The sequence below is a fragment of the Gelidibacter sediminis genome (assembly GCF_004364975.1).
GTDB classification, from domain to species: domain Bacteria; phylum Bacteroidota; class Bacteroidia; order Flavobacteriales; family Flavobacteriaceae; genus Gelidibacter; species Gelidibacter sediminis.
The window spans coordinates 539,935-552,919 of the sequence record NZ_SOBW01000008.1 but is presented as its reverse complement, the minus strand read 5'-3'; the positions used below and the strand labels follow the sequence as shown (position 1 = coordinate 552,919).

The 12,985-nt window shown below is 35.0% G+C and carries 12 protein-coding genes and 1 tRNA gene; 5 read left to right on the top strand and 8 right to left on the bottom strand.

Translation table 11 applies throughout. The features are described from left to right. Position 1: 1 nt before the first annotated feature. The 4 genes from BXY82_RS09075 (at position 2) to BXY82_RS09060 (ending at position 4,004) form a co-directional block, all read left to right on the top strand. Positions 2 to 1,906, top strand: a complete 1,905-nt coding sequence (locus BXY82_RS09075; RefSeq protein WP_133757879.1) for a RecQ family ATP-dependent DNA helicase — start codon at positions 2 to 4, stop codon at positions 1,904 to 1,906. After that, a complete protein-coding gene (gene fmt / locus BXY82_RS09070) occupies positions 1,903 to 2,856 on the top strand; it encodes a methionyl-tRNA formyltransferase (protein ID WP_133757878.1) in 954 nt (317 codons plus the stop codon). Before BXY82_RS09075 ends, fmt begins: the two co-directional genes overlap by 4 nt. Before the next feature lie 193 nt (positions 2,857 to 3,049). Continuing rightward, positions 3,050 to 3,322, top strand: coding sequence for an HU family DNA-binding protein (locus tag BXY82_RS09065; RefSeq protein WP_133757877.1), 273 nt, complete (start codon positions 3,050 to 3,052; stop codon positions 3,320 to 3,322). Between the two features lie 121 nt (positions 3,323 to 3,443). Further along, a complete protein-coding gene (locus BXY82_RS09060; RefSeq protein ID WP_133757876.1) occupies positions 3,444 to 4,004 on the top strand; it encodes a YqgE/AlgH family protein in 561 nt (186 codons plus the stop codon). Here BXY82_RS09060 and BXY82_RS09055 read toward each other — a convergent pair. After that, complete coding sequence (locus BXY82_RS09055; RefSeq protein WP_133757875.1) at positions 4,001 to 4,846, bottom strand: aminotransferase class IV; 846 nt, start codon at positions 4,844 to 4,846, stop codon at positions 4,001 to 4,003. The genes BXY82_RS09060 and BXY82_RS09055 overlap by 4 nt on opposite strands. A gap of 61 nt (positions 4,847 to 4,907) precedes the next feature. After that, positions 4,908 to 5,300 (bottom strand): START-like domain-containing protein, encoded by a 393-nt coding sequence (locus tag BXY82_RS09050; RefSeq protein WP_133757874.1) that lies wholly within the window; start codon positions 5,298 to 5,300, stop codon positions 4,908 to 4,910. Between the two features lie 143 nt (positions 5,301 to 5,443). Between BXY82_RS09050 and BXY82_RS09045 the strand changes: the two genes are divergently transcribed. Continuing rightward, positions 5,444 to 5,517: transfer RNA gene (locus BXY82_RS09045), tRNA-Met, on the top strand. 157 nt (positions 5,518 to 5,674) lie between these two features. Here the strand turns inward: BXY82_RS09045 and BXY82_RS09040 are convergent. From BXY82_RS09040 to BXY82_RS09015, 6 genes are all read right to left on the bottom strand, one after another. Continuing rightward, the gene (locus BXY82_RS09040; RefSeq protein WP_133757873.1) at positions 5,675 to 6,346 is read right to left on the bottom strand and encodes a hypothetical protein; all 672 of its coding nucleotides are present in this window, start codon (positions 6,344 to 6,346) and stop codon (positions 5,675 to 5,677) included. Positions 6,347 to 6,349: 3 nt separating this feature from the next. After that, on the bottom strand, positions 6,350 to 6,760 hold the full coding sequence (locus BXY82_RS09035; protein WP_208293691.1) for a BfmA/BtgA family mobilization protein: 411 nt from the start codon (positions 6,758 to 6,760) through the stop codon (positions 6,350 to 6,352). A gap of 1,009 nt (positions 6,761 to 7,769) precedes the next feature. Further along, positions 7,770 to 8,156, bottom strand: a complete 387-nt coding sequence (locus tag BXY82_RS09030; protein WP_133757872.1) for a hypothetical protein — start codon at positions 8,154 to 8,156, stop codon at positions 7,770 to 7,772. 262 nt (positions 8,157 to 8,418) lie between these two features. Further along, complete coding sequence (locus BXY82_RS09025; protein ID WP_133757871.1) at positions 8,419 to 8,703, bottom strand: phage integrase SAM-like domain-containing protein; 285 nt, start codon at positions 8,701 to 8,703, stop codon at positions 8,419 to 8,421. 281 nt (positions 8,704 to 8,984) lie between these two features. After that, on the bottom strand, positions 8,985 to 10,670 hold the full coding sequence (locus BXY82_RS09020) for a beta-N-acetylhexosaminidase (protein ID WP_133757870.1): 1,686 nt from the start codon (positions 10,668 to 10,670) through the stop codon (positions 8,985 to 8,987). Positions 10,671 to 10,824: 154 nt separating this feature from the next. After that, a complete protein-coding gene (locus BXY82_RS09015; RefSeq protein WP_133757869.1) occupies positions 10,825 to 12,891 on the bottom strand; it encodes an alpha-amylase family protein in 2,067 nt (688 codons plus the stop codon). Between the last annotated feature and the right edge of the window lie 94 nt (positions 12,892 to 12,985).

Here is a 12,985-nt window from a genome sequence, read left to right as displayed (position 1 = left end):
GATGGCACATCCAATCACTATTCTAGAACGCTATTGGAATCATACATCCTTCAGGCCATTGCAAGAGGAGATTATCAATGCTGTTTTAAATAATGAAGACACCTTTGTATTACTACCAACTGGTGGCGGAAAATCTATTTGTTTTCAGGTTCCCGCTTTAATTAAAGATGGGATATGTATTGTAGTATCGCCATTAATTGCCTTAATGAAAGATCAGGTGGACCAATTGAAAGCCAAAGGCATTAAAGCGATGGCAATTACAAGCGGTATCCCCTATAAAACATTGGACACCCTATTGGATAATTGTATTTACGGCAATTATAAATTTTTATACCTCTCTCCAGAAAGACTACAACAGACTTTGGTTCAAGATCGAATTCAGCAAATGCCTGTCAATTTGATTGCAGTAGATGAAGCACACTGTATCAGCCAATGGGGCAATGATTTTCGCCCAGCTTATAAAAATATAGCGGTGCTGCGCCAATTGCATCCCTCCGTAAACGTGATTGCACTGACAGCTACTGCAAAACCTAATGTGGTACAGGAAATTATGACTGAATTGGATTATATGGCGCCAAAAGTTTTTCAAGCCTCATTTAAAAGACCCAATATTGCCTATATGGTTTTGGATACACAGGACAAACATTATAAAATTGGACAAATTTTAAGCAAATATCCTGGACCATCCATTATCTACGCCAGAACCCGACGTGCCACATTGGAGTTGCATACATATTTGGAATCGAAAGGCATGTCGGCTACCTATTATCACGGTGGCATCAGCGCCAAAGAAAAGAATGAGCATTTAGAGCAGTGGAGCAATAATCAAAAAACGGTTATGGTAGCCACCACGGCATTTGGCATGGGCATTGATAAACCTGATGTCCAAACCGTCATTCATGTTAATTTACCAGAAAGTTTGGAAAGTTATTATCAAGAGGCAGGCCGAGCAGGACGAAATAATGAGAAAGCCTTCGCAGTAATTTTAAAAAATTCAACTGATGAGCAACAGTTAAAACATCAGTACTTAAGCGCGCTGCCTTCAGTAGACTTTATTAAAACAGTATACCGTAAACTCTGTAATTACTTTCAAATTTCTTACGGTGAAGGTTTTTTGACCCAACATCAGTTTAACTTTAATGTCTTTTGCAAAACCTATGGTTTTCCAACAAGTACGGCTTATAATGCCGTTCAAATTCTAGACAGAAACAGTATTATCAGTTTGGCCCAACAGTTTAACTATCAAACTAAGCTGCAATTTTTAATTAGCAGTCAAGCGTTATTCGGTTATTTAAATACACATAAAGTATTTGAGCCCATCATAAAAGCTATTTTGAGAACCTATGGTGGGATTTTTGATCAGAACATGAAAATCAATCTTGCGTTAATATCTGAAAAATCTCAAGTACAAGAAGATAAAATCATCCATGTGCTTCAGCAATTGGAGAAAGATGGGGTGGTCGATTTTCACCATACCAATACAGACTCTGAATTGACCTTTTTACAACCACGAGAGGATGATAAAACAATAAATAGAATTGCTAATATTATAGAGCAACAACAAGACCTTAAAGAAAGTCAGATAGATGCTGTAATAAACTATATTACGGATGATGAGATCTGTAAGAGCATGCAGCTTTTAGATTATTTTGGGGAGCTAAAAAGTACGCCGTGTGGCATTTGTACCGTATGCCTGGGCAAAGCAAAGCAAGCCAAACCTGAAAAGCCTAAGAACATTTCCTATGCCATTATTTTGCTTTTAGAAACACAACCACTCACCTCAAGGGCATTGGTTGAGCAATTGGACTATTCTGAAAAGGACATATTAAACACTTTAAAATTAATGCTCTCCAATAACATCCTTGAAATTACTACAAACAATTCGTATAAAATTAAACACTCATGACAAAGAACCCCCTAAGAATTGTATTTATGGGCACCCCAGAATTTGCTGTGGGTACCTTAAAATTATTGGTAGCACACAATTACACGATAGTTGGTGTTATAACCGCCCCTGACAAACCTGCGGGACGCGGACAAAAGTTGCACCAGTCGGATGTTAAAAAATATGCCTTATCACAAGATCTCAAAGTATTACAACCTACCAATTTAAAAGATGAACAGTTTTTGGCAGAACTGAAGTCCTTAAATGCCAATGTACACATTGTCGTTGCTTTTAGAATGCTCCCTGAGGTGGTATGGCGAATGCCGGAATACGGCACTTTTAATTTACATGCCTCCCTACTTCCTGATTATCGAGGTGCTGCCCCTATACATTGGGCCATTATCAATGGTGAATCAAAAACTGGTGTTACCACCTTCTTTATTGACGAAAAGATTGATACCGGAGCCATTATTCTGCAAAAGGATGTGGCTATTAAAGACGATGAGACCGTTGGTACACTTCATGATAGGCTAAAGGATATTGGCAGCCAATTGGTGATAGACACCTTAACACATATTGAAAACGGAACCATAACCACCACAATACAACCCAAGATAGAGCAGCCTAAAACGGCTTACAAGCTGAATAAGGACAATTGTAAAATTGATTGGACTAACAGTTTAGATGCTATTTACAATAAGATAAGAGGCTTAAACCCATTTCCTGCAGCCTGGAGTGAGCTTAAAACAGATGCTGGCATTGTGAGTGTAAAATTATTTGGTGTTGAAAAAGAACACGCTGCACCATCAGAGGCTATTGGAACGCTCATAGCAACCAAAACTGAGTTAAAAGTTTCAGTCAAAGACGGTTATCTCAAGATTATGGAAATGCAGTTACCTGGGAAGAAAAAAATGGACATAAAGTCGCTTTTGAACGGTTATCGTTTTTCTGAAGGAGACAAAATGCTCTAAACCCTTGTGAACACTGATATTACGAAAAAAACCTTAATGCCCGTCCACTTTATTAACAAATGGTCGAAGTTATTAACATTATTTTGGATTTCCCTTGCTATTACTTGCGTGAATGAATAATCCGTATAAATTTGTAGAAGGATTTAACAAAATGTTTAACCCAACTATTAATTAATAATTAAAATTTAATTTTATGAACAAAACAGATTTAATCAATGGAATGGCTGAAAACGCTGGAATTACCAAAGCAGCAGCAAAAAAAGCATTGGATTCTTTATTAACTGATATCGAAGGTTCCTTAAAGAAAGGTGATAGAGTATCTTTAGTAGGATTTGGATCTTGGTCAGTTTCTAAAAGATCTGCAAGAGAAGGAAGAAATCCACAAACTGGAAAAACTATAAACATCAAAGCTAAAAACGTTGTGAAGTTTAAAGCTGGTTCTGATTTAAGTGGTGCTGTAAACTAATAAGTTACCGTATATATTGAAAAGTCTGCTCTTTTGGGGCAGACTTTTTTTTTAGTATTTTTTAACAAATCTGTTGTTTTTTTAACAAATATGTTTTAGATTTATTTCCAAATCATGATTTATGATTACAATCAAGCCAAAGAAAGGACATCTATTAATAGCCGAACCTTCAATAATCGGCGACAATTCCTTTAATCGTTCCGTTGTATTATTAGCAGACCATACCAATGAAGGGTCTATTGGATTTATTTTAAATAAACCCTTGGAATACACGTTGCGCGATTTGGTTCCTGATACTTTGGTTGCGTTTAAGGTATATAACGGCGGGCCAGTAGAACAGGACAATCTCTATTTTATACATAAAGTACCAGAACTTATTCCAGAAAGTATTGAAATATCATTAGGTATTTATTGGGGAGGAGATTTTGACACCGTGCTTAGCCTAATCAACCAAGGAAAAATCAAACCTTCAGATATCCGGTTCTTTTTAGGGTACTCGGGCTGGGAACCTTTTCAATTAGAAGAAGAACTAGAGACAAATTCCTGGATTGTATCAGAAAACGTCTACGAAAAATCTATAATTGAGAAAAAGGACAGCAGTTTCTGGAAAGAAAAAATGCTCGAACTTGGTGGCGATTACAGTATTTGGTCTAATGCACCTGAAAACCCCAGTTACAATTAAGAGAGTCTTATCTTCGTATTCAGTCTTTCCAATAACAACTGCGACACCTCAGTTGTAAAATCTTTTTTTCTATACCTAGTAATGGGTTGAATGCCGGTAATCACATTTGTGATAAACAGTTCGTCTGCTTTTTGCAATTCAAATGGCGAAATTGGCGCTTCTTCCAAAGTGTAGCCTTCCAACTTTTCTATAAGCTCCATAAGTTGTTTACGCATAATTCCTTTAAGACATCCTTCAGTTAAAGGCGGCGTTTTGATTGCACGATTCTTTACTAAAAACAAATTCCCGTTAAGCGCTTCTACAACAGTTTTATTGGTGTTTAAAAGCAAGCAGTTATCGAACTTATTTTCTTTGGCGAAAATACTCCCAAGCACATTAATACTTTTATTGTTGTGTTTTAAAGTTGACAATAAGCCTGGAGCGACATAAAAATCCTTGTAGAGTTCAACCGTATAGGGCGCCTCATTCAATGTGTAAAAATCGGCTTCAATGCGCTCCGCAACCATATTGTAGTTAATATCATTGGAGATTGGACCGTATTTTCCACCTTCAATGCGGTGTACATTGACGCGGACTCTGACGGTCGCTTTGGAGAGGTGATTGGCTTCAATGGTTTTTAAAATTTCACTTTCAAGAAATTCCATCGTAAAATTCATCGGAATTTCCATGCGCATAATGCGCATAGACGCCATAAGTCGGAAATAATGATCTTCCCAAAACAACACTTTACCGTGCACCACTTTTAAGGTTTCAAAAAGTGCATCGCCGTAAGCGTAGCCCCTATTTTCAATTGATAATAAATGAGATGAAGAATCGTGAAGTGTACCGTTAAAATTAACCATAAAAAAAGTCTCGAAGTTTTAAAAAAATCGAGACAAATATACCATTTAAAAAAGAGTCTTCCTAGGCAGATCCTAAAACCTGTTTCAAATCTGAAATTTGATTTTCCCAAAGCATTTTAGCTTCATCCACTTCATCCTCATCAATAAAATCAGTCACAATAATTGAGACGTCCTTAGTGATCTCATCTACCTGTATTCTAATTTCAAAATAATACGATTGACCATCTTCATCATCATTGAGCCATCTGAACTTTACACGTTCGCCACTTTTTTTACTTAGTAACTTTGCCTTTTCCTCACTGTCATTCCAAATAAAGGTAAACAGTTCTCCTCGTGAGTTGACATTGTCAGCAAACCATTCTGATAGGCCTGACGGTGTCGATATATATTGATATAAAAGCTGGGGAGATGAATGGATAGGAAATTCCAATTCAAATTTTATTTTTTCTTCCATAGATGTTTTTTGTTAGCCCGCTCAATATATAATTAATTGTTTAGTTTAAAAACAAATTGATAGAAAATAATTTAATGTGGTTTTTAATGGCTTTAATGTTTGTGAACATTAATTTTGTTTTTATATTTGCAGCCTTAAATTATGGCGAGGTAGCTCAGTTGGTTAGAGCGTCGGATTCATAACCCGGAGGTCGCGGGATCGTGCCCCGCTCTCGCTACTTGATTATCAGGCAGTTACATTAATTTGTAGCTGCTTTTTTTTGTCTAGGTACAACATAGGTAAAACATTAACATTTTTTAACATTCGAGAAAGTCAAAATCCACCAAAAGCATACAAGTTCAATTGATCAGGTTATGAGTCTGAATTTTTGGGAATTAGAGTGGTTCATCATAATTTTTGTTTCTACCAGACTTTAAATTATCCAGAAAGCCAGAAATTGGATTGGTTCGTTCCTGTATCGGCACAAAACCTTCTTCTACATAGCGCCGCGCGGCAGTTTTCCAGTTTTGCATTTTTTGTCCTCTACCCAGCTCCAAATTTCTAGATCGATAATGGGCATAGAATTTTTTTCCTTCATCAGCATTCCATTTGTTTTCTTTAAAAAAAAGTAAAACTTCAAATTCATTAAAAGGCGTGGCCTGTTTATTTAAGTTTTCTTTTGTTTTATGTTTATAAAAAGATACCATATTTTGGCCTGGTTCTGGGACGCTGTTGGCCAATTTTTGGACCGTACCTGTCCCATCAGTTGTCCCGAATATGGGCATCTTCACTATGGAACCTCTTGCAGGGTGATAAGAAGGAAAATAGTGCAAATACCCCCAATCATTTAAATCTTTAAGATAGTTATGATAGGTTGTTTTAGACTTGATCTTAGCACTCTCCATAATAAGTGCGCTATTTATCGTCAGCGTATCTTTAAAAAATTCTCGATTCCATTTCTGAAAGAATGCAAGATAAAGCGTAATATGACCCTGTTTAATTCGAGCATCATTGTCGAAACGTTCGAATGCTGCATTCATATGGATGATGTAATTTACTTTTCCCATTGGTTATGTATTTGTGCTATCGCTGTTCTTTTCACGAAAACGAACCTGCTTGGTCTCCTTTACGAATTTTTTTTCTAGTATTAATTTCTTTTGGGGCTGTTCTGCTTGTTCAAAAAGAGCGTATAGCATGGCTGCTGCAGGTTTGGTTTGCGTTTTTTCTATGTCTTTTAGTATGGCAATCATGCCATTCATTCGCTTTTTAATAAGCATTGCAAGCTTAGCTTCTAAGGTTACCATTTGCGGTCCAATTGCTTCTGATGGTGAGATGCCATTCACTTCAAAAAAATCGAGCATTAAAAGCAAGGTCATCGATTGTGATTTTGACATTCGTTTAGAAAACTGTTTAAATTTTCGTGCTACCGAGGATTTGATTTTTATGGTCACAAATCGTTCTTTTTCGTATCCTCTATCCATTTTTTAGTAAATTAAATGTTGCTTCCATTGGGTTAAATTCGTTTTTTAGTAAAAAAGTCGAAGGCTGATGAAAATAAAAAATAGTGAATCCTAGCAATAGCAAGGGATTCCATAAAAATTAGGAGTAGAAACATCGCGTAGCGTGTTACCCTCTTGCTACTCCATCCCTTCATTACATTTTCGGGATGTTCCTACTTTTCATTCAAAGCTAGAACGGTATTTTAAGCACATTTAACCCTAAACTTTTTTAGTAATAAATTGAACTTACATAATTTCAATGACTTGACAATCAATTAATTAAACCATTTTAATATTTCATAAAAGATGGTTTATTTTGATATAATTTGACATCTATTTTCTTTTAAAATCACATACTTATTATATCTTGAGCGTTTTCCTTTTCAATTGGGGTGGAATAGTATGTTCTCTAGTTATCTCCAAGTTTTATTTATATCAAAATGATACAGATTAGGGCTCATTTCAATTTTATTCACTTACTTCCTATAGCGCCTTCACTGTTACCTTTTCCAATGCCGTCTACTTAAAATTTATACGTATTAAGGATGTATAAAAAGAGTGAAGCATGAACCTGATTATGCCATCCGTTAGGTATCAATTTTATAATTTTATGGGAAAGGTAATTGTGTCCGTATTTAAATTAATAGGCTCTTTTCAAATGTTTCATGAAATCGCTATTTGCGCGTAGGCAAAAAATACTGGTTGTGGCCATGTAGCGTCTGTCCGATAGACAGGTGCGCAATGGCTACAACGAGTAATGTGTGATCCTGAAAGCTCTTACAAGAGATGGAGTGTAGCCTGCGGAACGAAGGAAGGAGTATGTGCTGGAAGTGTGGACTATCCTCCAAAGTATAAGTCTTTTCACATTTTGAAAAAATAATCTTTTTTTTTCGATAAGGGGGACTATTCTAATCTACTTAATATTTTTGTATTTGTAAATCAGTATTTGAACATTTGTTTAAAACTTTAATATTGTACTCTACTTCCTCTCTTATTTTTCAGGGTAAATAATAAGAGTTAACATTTGATAGTGAATTGACTGAAATTTAGTGTAGTCAATGGAAGATTGATGCTGTTGTTTTAAAAATAAGTGAGGATAATAAATAGTGTATTCTTTTAAGACTTCAAAATCTTCAACAGATATTCTATTTGATAATTCACCTTTTACCAACCATCTAATGTATTCTGGGTCTGGTAATTTTTTAGTTATTTTTTTACTTCCTTCAGATAATAAATCAAATTCATATTTCTCTCTAAATTCAGGATGACAAAGACAATTAAAATGTGGCTGACTGAAATGAGAATAACTTAAAATTGCTACTAAAAATTTTGCTAATTGAGAATTTAATTGAAGATCAGAGAGCTTTAAAGTAATCATGTGTTCATCAATAATTACATATTTTCTCAATTCCCCCTTTTGTCTTAAAAATTTGACAAGTTCTATATCTTCATTATGAATAAGTGAATAATTGGTATTTAAAATTAATGTATCCTTGTCGGTTAATCCAAATATATAATCTAATAGTTCGATTAGATATTCTTGAATTATTGTGCTACTAATTGGCTGGGCTTTAAGTTTCTCAATATCTAAAGCATAAGAATTGATGGTGTCTCTTAGTTTTAGCTCTATTCAAACAGATTTATTTTTCTTCCATAGTGAGCCCTATTTTTAGAGACTCCAAAAATTTAATTGTATAACCGCCTCTACCAAATGGGTAATGATTGCGTTCTGCCCACTTCTCTCCTATCGCAATAGTGTATATAGTTCTAATAGCAATCATATAATTCACCGTAGTTCTATGTGCTCGTCCCCTTTCATTTTTTAAATAGGCTTCAAAACGTACTAGCAGATCGAGGGTTATTTCATTAATATGTAATTTCTCTGCTTTTGCAAAAGCTTTAAACTTTGCCATTCCTTGTTTCACAACATCTCGTTGATGAAACTACCCGCGTTCTTCTAGGCGTCGCATTCGCCTTTCTACCATGACAACAGCTTAGGTTCCTATATTATCTGCCGCTTGTTGCTCTAATTTTTTGTTACTTTTATATGGTCCAATTTAATTACTGAAAACTCGAAAAAGTTAAATCGATAAAACTTAAGGAGTAGGATTTCAATTTATACTTAAATAAACGCAACCTCCATATACCCTAGTATAGACTTAACCATTTCGAGGATTATTATTACGGATATAATACCACTATATGATTACTCTTCAACCACATGTTTTGCATAGTTTAATCCCATCGCATCAAGTCGATTTAAAAAGACTTTGAGCCTAATTCTAAAATCACTCCAATCCTTAACTTCTAGATCAGACCAAACAACCTCAGACAACGCAGTCATTCGTGGTAGAATCATATATTCTACATAATCAGTTGTTTTCATATACTCAGTCCAAACATTACCTTGTGCTCCAAGAATATATTTTTGTTCATCTTGGTTTAATTCTTTTGGAGTTGGATTATATGCATAAACATCGGCCACAGTTGTTTTTCCACCAATAGCTAAAGGCTCATTTTCATTATCTTCAGCTTGATAATGATCAAAATAGCAGGAGTGTCCAGGGGTCATAATCACATCGTGGTGCTGCTTAGCGGCTTCAATTCCTCCTTCTTCGCCTCTCCAGGACATTACCGTAGCATTGGGTGCCAATCCGCCCTCAAGAATTTCATCCCAACCTATAATTTTTTTTCCTTTGGAATTCAGATATTTTTCAATACGTTGAATAAAATAACTCTGCAATTCGTGTTCATCTTTTAAACCTTCTTCCTTAATTCTTTTTTGACAATTCGGACATCTTTCCCAATTCTTTTTTGGACATTCATCGCCACCAATATGAATATAATTGGATGGAAATAACGGCAACACCTCATCCAACACGTCTTGTAAAAATTCAAAAGTTTCATCCTTACCGGCACAGTAAACATCATCCATCACTCCCCATGTTTCCTGAACAACTTTAGGAGTCCCATTGGCCTGGAATTGCTTACTTTTTTTTGACCCCATATCTCCATATATTTTTGTTGGCTCTTCTGGAAAACAACTTAAAAAAGGGTATGCAGCGATGGCTGCACTACTATGACCTGGAAGCTCAATTTCTGGAATCACGGTTACATGCCTTTCTGAAGCGTACTTAACAATGTCTTTTACCTCCTCTTGAGTGTAAAACCCGCCGTACTCCGTTTCGTCGTTACCTGTACCTGGGTGATGGCCAATAATTGTTCCATGGCGTTTGGAGCCTATTTCTGTAAGCTTTGGATATTTTTTTATTTCAATGCGCCATCCCTGATCTTCCGTAAGGTGCCAATGGAAGGTATTCATTTTGTGCATCGCGATTAAATCTATAAACTTCTTAATGAAATCCACGGGGTAATAATGTCTAGCTACATCTAAATGCATGCCTCTATATACATATCTTGGAGCATCTTTTACAATTACAGCTGGTATCGTTAACTCTTTCAAACTACCATTACCTAACTCAATTGCCGCCGGCATTAATTGACGTAAGGTCTGAATACCATAAAAAACACCCTTAGCATTTTTACCTGCTATTATAATTTTATTGTAGGTTACTTCTAAGTGATATCCTTCGGAATTATCAATTGAAGAATCTAACTTAAGCTGAATATTTCCCTTTTTACCTTCAGTAAATAAAATTTCTTGTCCAGTAGCCGCTTCTAATAAAGCAGCTAAAAATTGTCCTTCTTTTGCTAAAGATGCCTCTCCGTAAATTTTGGTATTTTTATCTACTAAAAACTTTCCTTTAGCTGTTTCCATAGCTAAGGGTTTTGGAATTATTGCATAATCTTTATCTGAATTAACTGCCTCCTTATACTTATTGGAACAGGATATGCTTAAAACATATAAGCATAGAATAACTAATAGTCTCATTGTAATTTATTTATTTGTTAATTTATTATCTTATAATCAATAACTACATCAGTTTCTGCTGTAGTTATTAAAATCAATTTAATTTCTAATGTATTATTTGTGAACAGAGTATTCTTACTTAAATTTATTTTACTACTAGCTAAGCTATTAGATTTTAATATTCAAACACAATACCAGTATGGCATCTAAATTCAGGAACAACAACTTCTAATTTATTTCCTACTTTTTTTATTTTTAATTTATTCATATCAGGAATGGTATACGCTTTTTTGATTTTTTTTTCAAAATCCACACGTACAGGCACGTTGTATAAAGGCACCAAATCTTCAATTACTTGGGCTCGACCGCGTTGATGCGGCGTAGCATATGTTAAATGCACTACATAACGATTTTCTTGCGATTGATGTAATAAATTTACACGACCACTACTTGGCAAATCGACTTCTACAAAAGGTTCTTCAAGCAACTGTTTCAAGGTGTTAAAAAATAATTGCTTATGCACTCTTGATCCTTCTTTTCCATAATTTTCTTCCAATCTATGGGCACTCCATACAATATTTCCTTTTCTAATAATTGCAGGATGAGCAGCTGCTTTTGTATTATATGGTGTATTATCATGAGATGTCCAATGCTCAACGGTTCGATTAAAATATGGTTCGTGAATTTTTGCCAGTATTTCTGTTGTTACTTCAGGTTGAACGCGAACTGCAGGAAAACGATTTAAAAATGGTGATTGTACTAAATCTTCTGTCAATTTATCTGAGACTAATGTATAATCAACATCGGTTATAGCATCTCCTAAATATGTTGCTCCAATATCAAATTTCCACTTCCCGTTTTCAAAAGCTCCTTTTTCAAGAATAAACAGTTTCCCTCCCTTATCAATAAATGCTTGAACCTTTATTGTTTCTTCCTCATTTAACTTAACACCACTGTGTAAGATTATTAATTTTAAATCACTCCAATCATTTAAATTATTTGCCACCACAAAATTCACTTGTTTTTCCAGCAACATTTTGGTCAAGTCATTATCTCTTCCTGTAAAACTTAACCATATGGCTGTTTTAGCCAACTGTTTTGAGTTTAAACAATAATCTTCAATTTTTTCAATATACTTATAAGCGTGACCAATATTATTATAAGTTGCTTTTTCTAATTTCCCTGTAGGATGTAATTGATCTCCAAAATTAGCCATGGCGCCATAAGAAAGCATACTCGCTGCTTCATACCAGATAGCATCTTTATGTTTAAAGCCTCCAAACTCGCCCCAGGCCGAATGGAATTTACCGCTCATCGCCACAATAGGCTTACCTGTATTTGCATAATATTTTGCTCTTACTGGAAACACATCATAACCTGCCCAAGTGGTTGGTAAATCTTCTAAATCTTGTTTCGTATTGTATTGATCATAATGTTCATCCAAAATGCGCTTATTGCTAATTGGAGTCGTCCAGTTATAATAAATTGTAGCGTTAGGTTTATATTTTTTTATAAGTGCATTTGTCTTCCGAAAATACCTATGCATTTTTTTGCAATGATATGCCCATGCTTCTTCTTCATTATTCCAATCTATACCATTGGCTTCCATATCTTTTTTACTGTACGCATTGTAATTGATATTTCCAACAGGTACAATATCAAACCAAAAACCATCAACATCATAATTCTTTACAATTTCTTCAGTATGCTTCAACAAATGTTCCATATAAGGACCTTCTGGATACATTGTTGGCCATCCCCAAGAAAAATGTTCTCCTGGTTTTGAATTTGCCTCCATTTCAGCAAAAGTATTTTTACCATCTTTACCTGTCGATACCCATTCTGGATGTTCTCTTGCATCCAGTACGTTCCAACCAACAGTTACATAGGCCTGAGATGAAACTCCAATTTCTTTGTTTGCTTCAATTTGAGCTTTAAGCAAATCAAATTTTAAATTGGGGTGTCGTTTACCAACTTCTGTATTATAATATGCCCAACCATGATGCCCTTTGGCAAAAATATTTATGGAATTTACATGCCCTTCTTTTAATGCTTGTTGCCATTCTTCTTTCTTCCAGCTACTTCCTATATTCTCCAGTTTTTCAGTAGTATGAAAATCAAGATGTACTTGTCTGGATCCTTCTCCCTTGTAAAAACCTTTTTTTGATTGAGAATATGCTTGATTCGATATTAGCATCAAAATGAAACTAAGAATGATATATTTTTCTATTGCTTTCTTCACATCTATTATTTTCCTTTATTAATATTTTAATTCTGTTAATCTCTGAATCTTAGTAAACACTCAAATACAGAACCCTACCAAAAATTTTATCCTC